We start from the raw sequence: 17584 nt of genomic DNA, 5'->3' as shown, positions 1-17584 counted from the left end.
TATATTTATTAGGTGATTTAATAGAAAGACCGATCAAACTAAGCCAAGAAAGAGAGGTCAGTACTCAATGGAAAACGTTTCCCAAGAAGATCAACTGGAATGCATCAAAGCTTTTCAATCAACCATCCGCAAATCGGAAAATGCCTTAGTGAATATGACTCAGAAAAGGAATAACACGACATTGTTACAGAAACGTCTCCAAGCTTTATACATCGGTCTAGCAGTACTGGAAAAACACTGGAACCAGAAGCCTCATCAATACACCAAGGAAGATATAACAGAAGTCCGCCTTGTCTTGATTGGATTGTTCCCATCTCTTGAGAGCATGTATGCCAATTCCAAAGAAGGTAGCCCACAAAAGACTCTTCTAGAAAGAAGGATTAAAGCATTTCATCTGGCCGTTCAAGCCATGGATGATCTTGCAAATGCTTGACAGGAAGACTGGGTAAGCGTAATTGAATATGGATACACATATGTCTAACGAACGGAGACTGATCGTGGGAGAAAAAACGAATAATGCTGGATTACCCGGGAAACCACTAGTTACCCGTATCGGCGCGGTCCGACAGCCTTGTTATCGAATTCTTGGGGTAGATGTAGAATGGCGTGTAATTGCGGTTGGAGCTTCTGCTACAAGGTTTAAACTAGGAGATGAACATCATCTTTCTTGTACTAAGTTTACAGAGCGTGTACTATAGATCGTATTTTTAGCAAGACTCTCAATAGGAGGTATACATTTAATGAAGGTTTCATTATGTAAAGCAGATTTAAAAGATGCAGTGACTATTCATGAAATGAAAGTAAAAGCATTTATACCCTTGCTGGAAAAATATCAGGATTTTGAAACGAGCCCCGCCAATGAAACCGTAGAAAGAATCATTACTCAGATCAATCAATCTTTTACAGATTATTTCATAATTCATCAGCTTGAGGTTGCTGTTGGCGGAATTAGAGTCGTGAAAAAAGATAATCAAATCTATAGTATTAGCCCCATTTTTATACTGCCAGAACATCAAGGAAAAGGAATTGCTCAAAAAGTCTTTACAATGGTTGAGCAGATATATGAGGATGCAAAGTCATGGAAATTGGGTACCATCTTACAAGAGAAAGGAAACTGTTATTTGTATGAAAAGATAGGCTATACAAAAACGGGTGCAACAAAAGCAATTAACGACAAAATGACAATGGTATTTTATGAAAAGCATTTATAGATGAATAGCATTCAATTAAGTTAACCGCCTTTCGATGGGCGGTTAACTTTCTTATGAAAACCACCGAGCAAGTTTAACATAGCTGTTTCTTTTGCAAGCTTAGGAAAACCGATAGAGACGCACACCGTGCGCAGGTACAGTCGTAACTAAGGAATTCTCTGTTAATTGAGCTGCTTCACCGCTCCACAATTCGGTACCTTCGGTAATGCCGGAAAGTCCGACCTCATCAATGGACAGATCCACAGGTAGAGCATTCTCACCGATGTTGAAGACAGCGACGTAAGAGGAACCATCCGTATGTTGGGCAGTCCACACAATAAGATCTTCTTTGCGTAAAACTTCTCTGGCTCCGTAACTCTCGCGATGCATTCGCAGAACCTCACGATTAGTTAGCAGGGATAGTGTCCAGTCATCGTTATCTCGCAGTTCGCCACCAAAAATGAGCGGGGAACGGAAGATACTCCACAGTGACATCATCGTCAACTGCTCGTCAGGTGTGAACCGAGTCCAGCGATCCGCTCCACCACCGTCTACAGAACGGATACCGATATGACCCAAAGGCAACATATCACAGTCTGGCCAGCAGCCTGCTTGGGGAACGCCCTGCCACGTCCGGCAGCGATCGAACATATCCAATAACAGCGGCCAAAGGTCCCAGAAATCGTCCGTGACACGCCACATGTTGGCATGATCAGCCAAGAATTCTGAGTATTCCACCGGAGCAGGGCCAGGAGAGAGACTTAGTACCATGGGCCGACCGGAGCGCTCAATCGCTTTGGATATCATTTCGATCTCAGGCTGATGGGTATCATAGAGCCTTGAAGCAGCAATATCGTCAACCTTCACCAAGTCAACGCCCCATTGTGCATACAGTTCAAAAAGCGAATCGTAGTAGGCTTGTGCGCCTTCTTTTGAGCTATCAACACCATACATATCCGTATTCCAGGGACAGATGGAGTTCGGATGAGCAATATCGCGCGCAGTGGCGGTTGTTCCCAGGATCGGAGTCCCAGCATGTGCAGCTTGACGTGGAATACCGCGCATGATGTGAATGCCGAATTGCAGCCCAAGACTATGAACGTAGTCGGCTAATGGCTTAAATCCCTGTCCACCTGCAGCGGAGGGAAACCGATTCTCGGCAGGCATAAGCCGCGAATATTCATCCATGATAAGTGGAACGAACGGACGATATTGCGAAGAATTGGCCAAAGGCTCGTACCATTGAATGTCGACCGTAATGTAGCTCCAGCCGAAGTCTTTAAGATGTTCGGCCATGTACTCGGCGTTGCCACGAATTTCGTCTTCCGTGACGGCCGCGCCGTAACAATCCCAGCTGTTCCAGCCAAGCGGTGGAGTTGATGCTGCAAGCGTATGATTCATGGGAATGCTCCTTTATGGATTAATTATTGCTCTCGCTCAATTCATCATAATAAAGGATTTCATTAATATCTACAGTAATGTTGAGTGTCGAATAGCAAAATATTGCGGTTAGTCGAAGAACAATTTACGGTACACAAGGCTTTCTCCGCCACTACGAAACTCACCTGGCGTAACGCCGGTTATGCTGCGAAAGGCTTTGATAAAATAACTTCCGCTGGAATACCCGACTTGCTCGGCGATGACTTCAATGCTAAAAGTAGTTCCGCGCAGCAGTTCCATTGCTTTCTCGGTACGTACACGGGTCAGATAAGCACCTGGCGTCAAGCCCGTACTGGAGGAAAAGCGACGTATAAAGTGATATTTGGAAAGGGAAACATGCTCCGCAAGGTGATCGATACTGATCATCTTCGAGTAGTTGTTTTCTATGTATTCAACGGCTATTTGAATGTTTTCAGACCAATTCTCCCTATTGCGCAATGTTGTTTTCTGTAATCGGGTCAATTCTGTCATGAACTGATATACGCTGGATGATGCGATCAGAGGATCAGTGATTCTGCCTGCTGCCGCATCAGTCACGATCATCCGCAACAGTCGGATGGGTGTACAATCAGCGGGTAAATAGGGCACTTCTCCAGCTTCCCGAAGAAATTTTCTCCAATGGGGCAGAATAAGAGTAGGCCTGAACAGCAGGAATAGAAACTCCCAAGGTTCTTTTGATGCTGAGTGGTAGTAATAGCGATGAACTCCTGGAATTTCGGCCAAAAAAGCTTGTCCTGCGGTAACATGATAAATGCGATTATTCGACTCAAATACACCTTCACCCGAGATTGTATATTGGAATAACAGGAGAGGCCCGTCCGAACGTTCGAGTCCATCCCAATGATAAGAAGGATCGGTTATTGAATCACATCCAGCCGCATACAGTACACACAGTTGGAGCTCCTTGTCTTCCGCGAATCGAACCCATAGGTTCCTCTAGGGATATTCATGTCAGCTCTCCTTGTTGCCCTGAATTTTACTGCGCTCCGCGAATGAAAATATTTACTAGCTTCTGGCCCAATGAAAGATTGGAACCATATTTATGCAGGTTATCTCCCCGGTTACCCATTAACATCAATGTCGAGAAGGTCTCTGCCAGGAAAAATGGATCGTCCGTTCGCAGTCTGTTTTCATCCATTGCCCGTTGGAAATGGGAGGCTAACACTTCGTGAATCTGATGCTCCGTGTTGCGTATATCCTGAATTTGAGCTGGTTCAAGAAAAGGTTCAGCTTCTCTCAGCATGGTTTCAATCTCCGCATGTGGATTTCCCAGTCTGGCCTCTGCCAGACGAACAAGCCCCGACTCCAGATTCTCGGCTTGATCAAGGATATGCGAGGTTAACCGGCTCACATTCTGTAACATCGTTGTAAAGGCAACCTTAAAAAGCTCTGGTTTGCTGGTGAAATGATAATAAATGGTTGGTTTTGATACGCTACATGTTTTGCCAATTTGCTGAAGCGTGACTGTTTCATAGCCATACTCCATGAATAACTGTGAAGCCGTTTGAATAATGGTTTGCTGAATTGAGATATCATCGTTGCCATGTTTGGGTCTTCCAGGCAATCGTTTGGGTGATTTTTCTGTCATTGGACTTCCCTCCATGAATATTCTATGACAAATAACGATAGTAAGCAAAATCACCTTGTAATTATACTTACCGGTAAGTATAATTTATGAAGAGTTAAAAAAGACATATCATTATCCTCATAATAAGGTGGTTTTAAGGTTGAAAACAGCACAACGTACTAACAAATGGAAAAAGATAATCATGTGGACGATCTTGTCCATCGTTATCATCGTGGCCGGCGTTTACGTATATCTTAATTCGGTTACGTATAGTCCTTCTGAGCGAGCTGAAACGGCGATGACAAGTGATGCTCAGGTTAGTGTCACCAAGATTAAGGACGGTTACCGATTTGAACCCGTGGGTACAGAGGTAACCGAACCAAATATTATTTTTTATCCAGGCGGTCTGGTTGAACCTGAAAGTTATTCTCCACTTGCCAGAGAAATGGCAGAACAGGGTCACCGCGTATATATCGCAAACATGCCAATAAACTTGGCGATTTTCGGTCAAAACAAGGCTGATTCCTTTATCGAGGAACATCCTGACGAAGCGTTTGTTATTGGTGGCCATTCTTTGGGAGGGTCATTTGCATCACGGTATGCTGCGGAGCACAATGAGAAGTTGGAAGGCGTCTTTTTCTTGGCTTCTTATGCAGATGAAGGGGGGAGCGTGAAGAATACGGGCTTGTCTATCTTACAGATTACAGGATCGGATGACGGAGTGCTTAACAGGGAAGACTGGGAGAATGCCAAAGCAAATCTTCCGGAAGACACGACATATGTGAGTATTGAGGGTGGAAATCACGGTCAATTTGGCTCATATGGCATGCAAAAAGGAGATAATCAACCTGCAATTACGGAAGAAAAGCAGTTGGAAGAGGTTGTCGTAGCACTGGAGAACTGGATGGATAAATTAAATTAAAATAAACTATTAAATGAATGTATTGAATGGTAATGATCGTGGTACGATTAAAGTCGCTATTTTAGCGGCTTTTTTGGTTGTAGAATAAGAATAATGCTTCAACGGAGCAGGGTAACAGCTTTTATTGATTGAATTTCAACTCTATAATAGGCTTACAGAATTGCTTTAATTACTACAAATCGTTAACATTAGAAGCATTGTCATCGAAGTAGCAGCAAAACGAAGGGCAGCAAGAGCAAGAACATCAAAAGGAGAAAAGATTATGTTTTTCAGAAAATTTGCTTACACGTTAGTGATTATCCTCGCTGCATTATTGTTCTCAGGCTGTACTTCACAGTCACTGCTTGATCTCGGCTCACCTCAAGTTTCGGAGGATATGGGATTTGATGAGGTTGCCAATTATATCTCGGAGCACAATGAACTCCCACCAAATTATATTACCAAGAAAGAGGCAAGAGATCTGGGATGGGAACCAAGCGAAGGTAACCTGCGAGAAGTTGCTCCAGGCAAAAGCATCGGCGGCGACGTGTTCAGGAACCGGGAAGGATTACTCCCCAACAAAAAAGGCCGGATCTGGTACGAAGCCGATATAAATTACTCAGGAGGACGGCGCGGAAGCGACCGAATTCTATACTCGAATGACGGTCTAATCTACCAGACGACAGATCATTACAAGTCATTTGAACAGTTAAAATAAACGGAGGAAATGATATGAGCATCATTCAGATTAACGGAAACGACTTTCACAGCAAGGAAGAGCTTCATCAAATTTTGCAGAACCAGCTTGAGTTAGACGAGAGCTATGGAGGCAATTTGGACGCTCTATGGGATGTCTTAACTGGGGCTGTAAGCATGCCGCTTACTGTTCAATGGATTGGTTTTGAGAAAAGCAAAGAGATTCTTGGAGATTACGCTGACCAAGTCATGGAATTATTGCGTGATGTGGAAGGTGAGATCCAAGGATTTACGTTGGAATTATATTATTGAAAAGTAGGTTTGGCTTTATGAGGCGATGGGCAACCATCGCTTTTTTGGTCTTCACATTTTTACTGAGACTCATGTCTAGATCATGCTATTTTCATGGCTTAATAATCAAGGTTGGGGTTATTAGACTTCCTTATACTTTAAACATGGAATAGGGTAGGCAGGATTGTAGTCGTTTACTAACGGTTGAATATGTAAGCGTATACTATTTCAAAGCGAACCATCGTAATGTCTGGATTGGTTATTACGATTAACATCATTTAGGGGGCAGAAAAATAATGAGAGCCATTTCAAAAATGCTAGGAGCATGTCTCGTAACAAGTGTTGTGTTAGTTTCCGCCGGTTGCGGAAATGCTGCAGAGAATTCCGAATCAAATACGAGTGACCCCAACAGCCCAATCACATTTACCTTCTTCGGCGCAGATGCAAGTCCCAACTGGAACAAAATGCAGGATGCTGTAGGGAAAAAAATTACGGAAGAAACCGGTGTAAGCATTGATGCTGAATTCGATATTTCGAGCGGAGGCGGAAACGACCGCATTTCCCTGATGGCTGCAAGCGGTGATTATCCGGATTTGATCTTCCCCAAAGGTAACTTGACCAGACTCGTTGATGCCGGGGCAATGATTGATCTGACGGATCTGATCGAAGAACACGCCCCCAACTTGAAAAAGATCTACGGTGAGCACTTCAATCGGTTGAAATACAGCAATGACGATCCTTCAATCTATTGGATTCCAACGAATGGTGCGATCGATCAGGTCAGCTTTGATGCGACGAATGGTACTGCCATTCAACATCGTGTAGTCAAAGAACTCGGGTATCCTGAGATCAAAACCTTAAACGATTTCGAAAATGTGCTACGTGAATATTACGAGAAACATCCGACCACAGATGATGGCCAACCCACAATTCCGCTGACGCTTAGTGCAGATGGATGGCGGCGAATGATCACTGTTACTGATCCCGCTGTCATGTCTACTGGAGGACCTGGAGATGGTGAGTATTTCATCAATCCTGACACCTACGAAGCCGTTCTGCATTACAAACGTCCCGAGGAGAAGGAATATTTCCGGTGGTTGAACAAGATGTACAATGAAGGCTTGCTGGACAAGGACAGTTTTGTTCAGAAGGATGACCAGTATAAGTCCAAAATCGCCAGTGGTCGCGTGTTATCCTTGCTTGATCCAAGCTGGGGATTCAGTGATGCGGAAAATGCTTTGAAAAGTGCAGGGAAAGATGACATGACCTACGGATTCTATCCGGTCACGCTAGATGACAACTTTCAGCGTAAAGATTTCCAGAATATTGGCTTTGATGGTTATGGCATTGGCATAACAGTCGATTGCGAAGATCCTGTCCGTGCCATCAAATTTTTGGATTGGATGTCTTCTGAAGAAGGCCAAGTATTGAGAAACTGGGGCGTTGAAGGTGAGCAATATAACGTGGAAGACGGTGTTCGCACCATTCCAGCCGATGTACAGGAAAGTAAAAACAAGGACAATAACACATTCACCAAAGAAACTGGAGTAGGCTTGTATTACATTTTTGGTGCTCACTACGGGGATGGCGTCAAAGATTCAACGGATAACTACTATACAACGAATTATCCTGAACAGATTCAGCAAAGTTATTCTGATGAGGAAAAAGAAGCTTTGAAAGGTTATGGCATCACTACATGGAAGGATTTGTTCCCTTCCGAAGAGGAGTTTCCGGTGAAAGAGTGGGGCGCGGCTTACAATATGCCGATTCCTTCGGATAGCGGGGATTATAACGTTGTGTACCAGAAAACGCAGGATATTATTCAGAAACGGATCGCCGAAGCGATTACATCCTCTCCGAGTGCCTTTGAAGACATATACGACAATATGATTACCGAACTTGATAATGCAGGTGCAGTAGCCATGGAACAGCAGTATACGGAGTGGATTAAAGATCGCGTTCGATTGTGGACGGGTAAAGAGATCAATTAACTGGCGTATAATCACAATAATGAGTTGTTTGCAGATCCGAAGTATATCAAAAACTAAAAAACATCGAGCCATGCAGGATGGCTTGATGTTTTTTAGTTTACATTGAATGAGCTTGTCATTATTTTGGCAAAGCTTCCATTGCATCACGTCTTTGTTTGATATATCTACCGGGGGAGATGCCGACCATTTTGGTAAAACTGCGAATAAAATTGGCATAGTCACTGAATCCCGATTGAAAGCATGCATCCGTAATACTCATTCCTTCAGACAGGTGGAATTTGGCCCGTTCAATACGACGACCCAAAATGTAGGAACGGATGGTCAATCCAGTATGCTTCTTGAACTGGCGGCTGATATAAGTACTGTTCATGTAGAACACTTCGGCAAGTTTGCGAAGTGTAATGTCTTGATTTAGATGTGTTTCAATATAATCCATGGTTTCACGAACCAGTTCAGGCATAATGTCATTGGGAACAAAGGAATTGTTATGAAACCAGACGTTAATCATGACCAACAATTGGGCTACGGCTGCATTTATTTTGATATCGGTGCCATAAGCATCGGAAGCAAGCAATCCTTCCAGTTCGTTCGTACATTGCAGCATCTGCTTCAAGTTATAGTCGTCTAAATGTACGATGTTGCCTGTTCCTTTGGGGCGATGATCAAAACATGACGATAGATTGGTTGATGGTGTGGAAAGCTGAAATAGATATGTTTTTTTGAGATTGATTGTAATTCGCTCATACTCAGATTCATCCAGAATAAAGGCTCGGTGCATCTCCTCGGGTGACATCACAAGCAAATCGCCAGGCTGTACATGGTAGCATCGATTTTCTACATAAAAGTGAACGTTGCCACGAAGAAACAGGTAGATTTCGTATGCATTATGGCGATGATAGATCGTTTCCAGCTTATACGTCGTTACGCTGTGTAGATATAAGAGCTCAGGCTGGATGGGATCATAAAAACACTCAGAGGATCCACTCATGAAGTACCTCCCGTCATTTCACGCAATAAATAGAGCGGTTAACGCAATGAAATTGTACTCAGCTTACCTTAAAATGTAATCATCCTATCATGTTACCTTTTGTATTGCAAACGCTTTCTCATAAAAAGGCACAACTAAAAACGATTATAGGGGGATTCTTTTGATGAATCATCATTCTACACCACAAGCTGGTAAGCAAAAGCAAGATCAAGCTGCCAATCTGGAGCGTATTCCAGGGGAGATTGGAAAGCTTCGTCCCAACGGTAATCCTCTGGTGGCCCACAAATTTGGAGCTGATCCCTATGCTTTGGTATTTAACAATCGAGTCTACTTATATATGACTAGTGATAAGCTGGAATATGATAAGGACGGTCTTCCTCAGAAAAACAGCTACAGTTCAATCAACCGGATTACGGTCATTTCTTCGGATGACTTAATCAACTGGACCGATCATGGAGAGATCAGAGTTGCTGGACCTCAAGGCGCAGCAACATGGGCTTCGCAATCCTGGGCCCCGGCAGCTGCTCATCGAATCTTGGATGGAAAGGACTGTTTCTTTCTTTATTTCGCCAACAATGCCAGTGGAATAGGTGTACTGTCTGCACCCACACCTATAGGTCCATGGATAGACCCTATAGGAAAAGCACTTATTACAAGAGAGACTCCGGGAGTGGAGGAAGTAACCTGGTTATTCGATCCGGCTGTCATTGTAGATGATGATCATCAAGCCTACCTTTACTTTGGTGGTGGTATTCCACACGGAAAAGCAGAAAAACCGGATACGGCAAGAGTTATGCGATTGGGAGACGATATGATCAGCGTTGTTGGCAAAGCGAAGGTTATTCAGGCACCTTATATGTTTGAAAGTTCAGGGATACATAAATATAATAATAGTTACTACTATACGTATTGTTCCAATTTTGTTGAGGGTGATCGGCCAGAGGGCAGCCCACCACCTGGTGAAATTGCATATATGACCAGCGTTCAACCAATGGGGCCATGGACATATCAAGGCACGCTACTCCAGAATCCTGGACACTTCTTTGACATTGGCGGCAACAACCACCACGCTATATTTCAACTATCGGATCAGTGGTACATTGCCTATCATGCTCAGACATTATGCCAAGCCATGAATATCCCCGAAGGTTACCGTTCAACACATCTGAATCGAATCGAACATGATGAGGCCACGGGTAAGATCAAGAAGGTACATGCAGATTATCAGGGCGTAGATCAAATCAAGTGCTTCGACCCCTATGGGCGGGTAAGCGGTTCGACGATTGGATGGAGTAGCGCAGTATCAACAGAGCAATATTTTGACTCTTGTGAGATGTCTGCATCAGATTCGAATAGGATTTCCGCTAAGCTTCAAAATGACAGCTGGATAGCTATATCCAAGGTTGACTTTGAAAGTGAAGGACCCACAACCTTCACAGCCACGATTGCGAATCAAGGAACCGAAGGTACGTTAGAACTTCGACTTGATCGTGCAGACGGACTGTTAATTGGAGAAATCATTGTTCCGCCTGCGACCGGATCCCTTCAATGGATGGAACTAACAACTAATATTACGGGTGCGAAAGGTGTGCAAGACTTGTATATTAAGCTTAAAAGTTCAACAGACAGCTCAACCATTCTTTTAAGAGAATGGAAGTTTAACAGAAAAAATGAGGTGTAATTGAAGCATGTATCCGAATCCGATTATTTGGGCCGATTACCCGGATCTTGACGTTATTCGCGTAGAGGACACATATTATATGGTCAGTACAACCATGCATATGATGCCGGGATGTGTCATCCTGCGTTCATATGACCTGATCCATTGGGAAGTAGCCACATATGTATACGACACATTGGACGATACACCTGCCCAACGGCTGGTGGATGGTCATCACGTTTATAGTAAAGGCATGTGGGCTGCATCACTCCGCTATCATCAAGGGATGTTCTATGTGATCTTTGTTGCGAATGATACCCGTAAGACATACTTGTATACGTCGACCTCCATCTCGGGAGTGTGGAAGAAGCAGATCGTGGAAGGGTTTTACCATGATTGCTCCTTATTTTTTGACGATGATGAACGAGCCTATCTCGTGTACGGTAATACCGAGATCTATCTGACCGAATTAAGCTCTGATCTGTCCGGGCCCAAACCTGGTGGAGTGCATCGCTTGATTGTAAAAGACGAGCAGCCTCATCACCTTGGTTATGAAGGAGCACATTTTTACAAGATCAATGGTAAATATATTGTGTTCCTGATTCATATAACGAAAGCTTCCGGACGGAGAACACAGGCGTTTTATATGGCAGACTCTCTGGAAGATGTCTTCACTGGTGGAGAAGTATTCAATGACGATATGGATTATTTCAATTCAGGTGTTGCTCAGGGCGGTATCGTGGATACGCCGGATGGAGACTGGTATGCAATGCTGTTTCAGGATCATGGGGCTGTTGGCCGGGTTCCTGTTTTGGTTCCGCTACACTTTGATCAAGGTATACCGGTGTTTGCAAGCAAAGCGCCGAAGCAGATTGATATCCCGAGCACGAGACCAGAGCACCGTTATAACCCGTTAGTGGGTAGCGACAGTTTCAATTATGAACTCGAGAAAGATGGAAGCATCCGCCTCCGTGATTTTTGGCAATGGAATCATACACCTAATCATGAACTCTGGTCCGTTACAGAGAAATCGGGGGTGTATCGTGTTCGAACGGGACAGATCAGCCCAAATCTAACGTTCGCCGTAAATACACTAACCCAGCGTTCAATGGGGCCCGCTTGCGAAGCAATAGTTACGCTTGACGGCAGTCGTCTGAATGATGGGGATTATGCCGGGTTATGCTTTCTGATCGGTTCGTACGGTATGATCGCTCTCACGAAGCAGGATAGCAAGTTTTACTTGGTCATGCATGCCAGAGATAGTGAGGATTCAACCATATTTGGCAATCTGATCGACCAGAAGCCAGCCACTGAACATGAACGTATCCCGGTATCAGATCCAGTAGTTAAACTAAAAGCATTCGGGGATTTTAAGAACAATCTGGATGAGTGCTCTTTTGCCTATTTTGATGGGGTTGAATGGATAGATATAGGGATTGTCCATAAAATGATATATAAATTGGATCATTTTATGGGTTGCCGAATAGGGTTATTTGTATATTCAACGGAAATAGCTGGAGGAACAGCTGACTTTTCGAATTTCCAATATCGCGTGATTAAACCTGATGAGAAACAATGAAAATATGTAAAAGCCGCCCAACGGCGGCTTTTCGTATTCAATGAGTACAAGTTGTTGTACAATGATATGGATTCAAAGTTGACAGAGAGAAGAGAGTTGTTCAAACCAAACTGGGGGCATGTCGTCATGTATAAGAGATGTCTGGACATAACAAGATGGACCTTCATTCTGTTCCTTGCTGTGTCGATACCAGCAGGTCATACCGAAGGAAATTCCAAACAATATCATCCGCAGCCAGATGGGCAGCAGATTCAACTTCCCGCTACGTTTGAGAGGTATTCTCCTCCCATATCGGTCTCTTTTGTCAGGGAAACCGGAGATGACCTTGAGCGCATGATTAGTCAGTTACCTGGTGAGACGATGCTGGATAATCGCTGGACTCGTTTGTACGAGAAAGAGCTAGGTATTCAAATTCACTATGACTGGATTGCTAATGGAGATGTATACAATCAGAAGTTGGGTGTATCCCTTGCTGCAGGACGTTTCCCAGATGTGGTAAAAGTAAATCCATATCAACTTAGACAACTGAGCAACGCTGGAATGATCGAGGATTTAACCCATGTGTACCAAGAGTATGCGTCCCCACTTACAAAGAGTATATTGGAGGCGGAGGGAAGAGGCGCATTTGATGCGGCAACCATTGATGGCAAACTCATGGCTATTCCCGAATCATCTTCCTCCATTGAGACAGCGCAGTACCTGTGGATTAGAACCGATTGGTTGGAGCAACTGGGGCTACGGCCGCCTGAAACGATGGAAGAGCTTCTCCAGGTTTCGAAAGCGTTTACAGAGGAGGACCCCGACGGGAACGGAGAACATGATACGTACGGACTTGCGCTAACGAACCATCTATGGGATCCAGTTATGGGAGCTGCAGGGTTCATGTCCGGCTACGGTGCCTACCCTAATATATGGGTTAAAGATGCAGAAGGAAACCTCACTTATGGAGGTATACAGCCTGAAGTTCGGGAGGCTCTGAAAGTACTGCAAACGTTGTATCGTGAAGGCCAACTTGATCCGGATTTCGGTTATAAAAGTGGAAACAAGGCGTTTCGTCTGGTTCAGGATGGAAAAATAGGGATGCTCTACGGCGAACAGTGGACATCCTTTATGCTTCAGAGCACCCGTGATACAGATATAGATGTAGAATGGCAGGCATATCCGATTGTTGCCAAGTCGGACCGGAGTCTGTTCGTACCGCTACGTTCCAACACTGGGCAATACTTTGCTGTAAAAAAGGGCTTCTCTAATCCGGAGGTCGTTGTGAAGCTCATGAATCTGCATCTGGACATCAACTGGGGGGATCAGGCAGAGTATGAAACATACTACAATGACGACTCCCGAGCTGTGTGGATGCTTTCACCGGTGACTCCTTTTCCCGGTAATAAAAATATAGATGCATACAAACAAATTCGTGATGCCAGAAGTACAGGAGACTTCTCGGCTCTGCAGAATGAAGCTCTCGCCATTCACAAACGAATTGTGGCCTATGAATTGGAAGCTGTAGAGAGCGGCTGGGGCTGGAAACAAACCTATGGGCCTTCGGGTGCTTTTAGCATTGCAGATTCTTACGAGAAGAACGGCCAACTTCTCTACGATCAGTTCACAGGCGGAATTACGGACACGATGGTTGATCGACAAATTATTCTTCGGGATCTTCAGCTTGAAGCCTATATGAACATTATTCTAGGCAGGTCGATAGATGAGTTTGATCAATTCGTCGAGAACTGGCGCAAGCTGGGGGGAGATCAGATCACATCGGAAGTTAACGCGTGGTTTCGCACCAGCAAGCCAAAGGAGCGCTAATGTTCACTTTACTCATACAAGGAACCCACTCAGCCTTTGGCATTGGAGGTGAATGCATTGATCAAGATCCCTGCTAAATCATGGCTTAACAGTATATTTGCGCGATTAATAATCACCTATCTGGTATTTGTACTCCCCCTTATTCTTCTTGGCGTGTATCTGTATCATTGGAGTTATGACAATGCAAGCCAGGAAATATCGTTGTCAACGGAGAGACGGTTGAACCAATATGTGTTGGAATTGAACAGAGAGATGGAATGGATGGAATTACAGCAGTTTGATATCGTTGAGGATCGGAAACTCAATCGTCTCGCCATTCTGTGGGACATGATGGATCAGGTTGAGCGACGTGATACATTAAATTACCTGACTGAACGACTCGCTTCATTCAAGAATAGCACTGCTTATATCAAAAACGTTCATGTACATATCCCTTCTGTCGGCAAGAGTATATCCGCGATTCAAGGCATCGATGATTTCGATAAAAGTTCATATCTATACTTCAGTTCAGGCATGCAAGGAAAAGGTACCCGCTTCACTGTGAAAGAGGACGCCTTGAACTTGAGTGCCGTCAGGCTGACAGGTGCGAGAGGAGAACCCCCGCTTTTTGTCATTCAAGTGGAGCTGGATACAGACCATTTTCAGAATGAACTCACACGGCTTAATTTGTACCCGGAGAGTTCAACTTTTCTGATTGAGGACAAAACGGGGCATGCCATCACAGATAAGCAACAAGCTAGTGTTATTCTCTCGAATTATCGTGAGCACAGTGTAAAAGGTACACTTGATGGTTTTCGAATGAAAGTGGGGGACACCATGTATCACGTTAGTCAGTTGCATATGGACTCACTGGGCTTATCCGTCGCTACATATCTACCCGAGGCAATTGTTACCAAGCCACTTAGCAAGTTCTATCATTGGGCCTGGCTGTTTGCAATTACATCATTTGTTGCCATCACGGCGTATCTCTATTCAAGTTACAAGTTGATTCACATCCCGTTACTGTTGTTGGTGAAAAGATTCAAAAAAATGGAGGGAGGCATGCTTGATGTCCCCATCGCACATAATCGAAAGGATGAATTTGGCTTCCTCTACACCCGTTTCAATCTAATGATTGAAAATCTTCAATCCCTGATCGACCGAGATTTCAAGAAAACACTGATGATGCAGCGGGCCGAGTTGAAACAACTCCAATCCCAGATTAATCCTCATTTTCTGTACAATAGCTTCTTTATTCTGAATTCACTGGCAAGGACAGGGGAAACCGAACGTATTGAGCAATTCACGAACATGCTCGGAGAGTATTTCAGGTTCATTACCCGGAATGAAACAGATCATGTGAAGTTGAAAGTGGAAGTTGAGCATTCACGAATCTATACAGAGATTCAACAATTACGATTCTCCAGACGAATCAAAGTTGATTTTGGGTCACTACCTGTTGAGATGGAACATATTAAAGTTCCCAGACTCATTATTCAACCTATTATTGAGAATGCATATGAACACAGCCTTGAAAAGAATACGGACTCCGGTCTTCTAATTATTGGGTTTAATATGGAAGGTTCATATGCCGAGATCACCGTAGAGGATAATGGAAATGAGTTGGAAGAGCAACACATTCAAGCTCTTCAACAACGCTTGCATAAGGACGGAGGTACAGACGAAATGACCGCGTTAATCAATATTCATCGTCGTCTGGTCCTGACGTATGGAGAAGGAAGTGGCCTTTTCCTATCCAGAAGTGAACTGCAAGGATTAAAAGTCACAATTCGAATCCAGTGGAAAGAGGGAGAAAACGAATGTATCGACTTTTGATTGTAGATGACGAGGAGATTATTACGGATAGTCTCTATGAAACGTTCGCCAGACATATACCCGACGAGCTTGACGTATGTAAGGCCTACTCTGCAACAGAAGCATTGTCATGGATGCAGCGTTCGAGAATTGACATTGTTCTAACGGACATCCGCATGCCGGGCATGAGTGGCTTGGAACTGACGGAGCGGATTCAAGCCAGTTGGCCGAATTGTCGCGTCATTTTTCTGACAGGACATAGCGATTTTGATTATGCTTATCAAGCTTTTCAGATGGCCAATGTGCGTTACTTGCTCAAAACGGAAGGTTATGACAAGGTGATGTCGGTTGTCGAAGATGTGATGGAAGAGATTCGGCGAAGTCACAGCATGCTTGAGTTGTTGGAACATTCTCATAAAGTCAACTCGCAGCTTGCACTGATTCAGCAAAAAGAGTATTTGCGGAAGCTGCTTCAAGATTGTACAGCGGTTATAGCTTCTACTATGGATATGCAGGCCGAATTATCCAAACGAGATATAAGATTACAGATCAACTCGCCTGTTTATCTCATACTGGGTCGGTTCAATAATCCGCCAGAAAAAGGTTCGGACCTCACACAAGTTCAGGAATCTGTTCGCATTATCGGCTCTTCTCTGATGAATGAGCGTACAGTGTGCGCAAGTGTAACGGACCATTATGGGGATACGATCTGGCTGCTTCAGCCGAAGCAGGAGGAAGAGATGACAAATGATAAACTTGTGCGATTTCTAGAAGGTACACTAGAACTGGTACAGGAAGCGTGCATGGTATCACTCGGCGTATCCATTGCTTTTTCATTAAGTAGTCGCAGCTGCAATTGGTCCGAGTTAACCAAACAATATGAACGTTTGAGATTACTCCAGTGGATGAAAATTGGGGATGGTGTATCCATGGTACTCACGGATCATCGTAATGATCTCTCATCTGATGTACCCAAAGAATCCATGCGGATCTCAAACCGGATCGAGATTATGTCAGGATATTTGGAAACGGGACGAATTCAGCCATTTTACGATATATTTGAGGAGCTTGCAGGCGAACTGCTGCAACAGGAAATTACGATGGAACGTGCCATGGAGACATACTACAATCTGGCCTTATTATTGCATTCAACGATCAATCGTTGGGGTCTTCAACAGAAGATCCCGGATCAACGAAGCTTGCTGCACTTAGGGGAGTATACATGCATGAAGGATGCAGTACAATTTCTATATCGTGCTGCCGATGAATTAGTGCGCTACAAAAGATCAAATGAACAGGAACGCGCTAACGTTGTAATTCAGTCCTTATGCAGTTACGTCAAGGAGAACCTGGAGAAAGATCTCTCTCTGGTGAGATTGGCAGAACTTCATCATTTTAATCCATCCTATCTGTCGCGATTCTTTAAGCAGGAAATGGGAATAAACGTGTCAGAGTTCATTGACGACTGCCGAATACGGAAAGCTAAAGAATTGCTTCAGAACACAAATCTTATGGTACGTGAGGTCGCACTTCAAGTGGGGTACGAGGCTGCACATTCGTTTACCCGACTTTTTAAGAAAATAACGGGAATGACTCCCCAAGAATACCGGGAATCCCTTTTGGTACGTTAATGGTGAATACTCTGGAATTGACCAAACCCAAATAACCACAAAAAAACGCA

General features: G+C 44.1%; 15 protein-coding genes. 11 read left to right on the top strand and 4 right to left on the bottom strand.

Annotated elements, in window-relative coordinates; genetic code table 11:
• The first annotated feature begins 67 nt into the window (after positions 1 to 67).
• Together D829_RS0108780 and D829_RS0108775 are read left to right on the top strand one after the other, a co-directional pair.
• The gene (locus D829_RS0108780) at positions 68 to 433 is read left to right on the top strand and encodes a hypothetical protein (RefSeq protein ID WP_017688503.1); all 366 of its coding nucleotides are present in this window, start codon (positions 68 to 70) and stop codon (positions 431 to 433) included.
• Positions 434 to 740: 307 nt separating this feature from the next.
• Entirely contained in the window at positions 741 to 1211 is a 471-nt protein-coding gene (locus D829_RS0108775; protein WP_017688502.1) for a GNAT family N-acetyltransferase, read from the top strand.
• A 99-nt stretch (positions 1212 to 1310) separates the two neighbouring features.
• Here the strand turns inward: D829_RS0108775 and D829_RS0108770 are convergent, their stop codons facing one another.
• The 3 genes from D829_RS0108770 to D829_RS0108760 all read right to left on the bottom strand — a co-directional run bounded on the left by D829_RS0108770 (position 1311) and on the right by D829_RS0108760 (position 4218).
• Complete coding sequence (locus tag D829_RS0108770) at positions 1311 to 2591, bottom strand: glycoside hydrolase family 27 protein (RefSeq protein WP_017688501.1); 1281 nt, start codon at positions 2589 to 2591, stop codon at positions 1311 to 1313.
• Between the two features lie 108 nt (positions 2592 to 2699).
• Positions 2700 to 3419: an AraC family transcriptional regulator gene (locus D829_RS30725; protein ID WP_241230752.1), complete on the bottom strand. Its 720-nt coding sequence runs from the start codon at positions 3417 to 3419 to the stop codon at positions 2700 to 2702.
• A 187-nt stretch (positions 3420 to 3606) separates the two neighbouring features.
• Positions 3607 to 4218, bottom strand: a complete 612-nt coding sequence (locus D829_RS0108760; RefSeq protein WP_017688499.1) for a TetR/AcrR family transcriptional regulator — start codon at positions 4216 to 4218, stop codon at positions 3607 to 3609.
• 139 nt (positions 4219 to 4357) lie between these two features.
• Here D829_RS0108760 and D829_RS0108755 point away from each other — a divergent pair, with 139 nt between their 5' ends.
• From D829_RS0108755 to D829_RS0108740, 4 genes are all read left to right on the top strand, one after another.
• Positions 4358 to 5119 carry an alpha/beta hydrolase gene (locus tag D829_RS0108755; RefSeq protein WP_017688498.1) on the top strand — a complete coding sequence of 254 codons (762 nt, stop codon included), beginning with the start codon at positions 4358 to 4360 and terminating at the stop codon, positions 5117 to 5119.
• Between the two features lie 262 nt (positions 5120 to 5381).
• On the top strand, positions 5382 to 5816 hold the full coding sequence (locus D829_RS0108750) for a ribonuclease domain-containing protein (protein ID WP_017688497.1): 435 nt from the start codon (positions 5382 to 5384) through the stop codon (positions 5814 to 5816).
• A 14-nt stretch (positions 5817 to 5830) separates the two neighbouring features.
• Positions 5831 to 6106 (top strand): barstar family protein, encoded by a 276-nt coding sequence (locus D829_RS0108745; RefSeq protein WP_017688496.1) that lies wholly within the window; start codon positions 5831 to 5833, stop codon positions 6104 to 6106.
• A gap of 275 nt (positions 6107 to 6381) precedes the next feature.
• Positions 6382 to 8076 (top strand): ABC transporter substrate-binding protein, encoded by a 1695-nt coding sequence (locus D829_RS0108740; protein ID WP_017688495.1) that lies wholly within the window; start codon positions 6382 to 6384, stop codon positions 8074 to 8076.
• A 118-nt stretch (positions 8077 to 8194) separates the two neighbouring features.
• On the opposite strand, the gene D829_RS0108735 is transcribed toward D829_RS0108740, so the two are convergent.
• Complete coding sequence (locus D829_RS0108735; protein WP_017688494.1) at positions 8195 to 9064, bottom strand: AraC family transcriptional regulator; 870 nt, start codon at positions 9062 to 9064, stop codon at positions 8195 to 8197.
• A 163-nt stretch (positions 9065 to 9227) separates the two neighbouring features.
• Between D829_RS0108735 and D829_RS0108730 the strand changes: the two genes are divergently transcribed.
• From D829_RS0108730 to D829_RS0108710, 5 genes are all read left to right on the top strand, one after another.
• Positions 9228 to 10745, top strand: coding sequence for a glycoside hydrolase family 43 protein (locus tag D829_RS0108730; protein ID WP_017688493.1), 1518 nt, complete (start codon positions 9228 to 9230; stop codon positions 10743 to 10745).
• Positions 10746 to 10752: 7 nt separating this feature from the next.
• Positions 10753 to 12303: a glycoside hydrolase 43 family protein gene (locus D829_RS0108725; RefSeq protein ID WP_017688492.1), complete on the top strand. Its 1551-nt coding sequence runs from the start codon at positions 10753 to 10755 to the stop codon at positions 12301 to 12303.
• A gap of 126 nt (positions 12304 to 12429) precedes the next feature.
• On the top strand, positions 12430 to 14109 hold the full coding sequence (locus D829_RS0108720; RefSeq protein ID WP_017688491.1) for an extracellular solute-binding protein: 1680 nt from the start codon (positions 12430 to 12432) through the stop codon (positions 14107 to 14109).
• 57 nt (positions 14110 to 14166) lie between these two features.
• Entirely contained in the window at positions 14167 to 15924 is a 1758-nt protein-coding gene (locus tag D829_RS0108715; RefSeq protein ID WP_017688490.1) for a histidine kinase, read from the top strand.
• Positions 15909 to 17534 (top strand): response regulator, encoded by a 1626-nt coding sequence (locus D829_RS0108710; RefSeq protein WP_017688489.1) that lies wholly within the window; start codon positions 15909 to 15911, stop codon positions 17532 to 17534. Before D829_RS0108715 ends, D829_RS0108710 begins: the two co-directional genes overlap by 16 nt.
• The last annotated feature ends 50 nt before the right edge of the window (positions 17535 to 17584 follow it).

The organism is Paenibacillus sp. PAMC 26794, assembly GCF_000316035.1.
Taxonomy (GTDB): domain Bacteria; phylum Bacillota; class Bacilli; order Paenibacillales; family Paenibacillaceae; genus Paenibacillus.
Note: the sequence above shows the minus strand (reverse complement) of the source record. Positions and strands in the feature narration are given on the sequence as shown.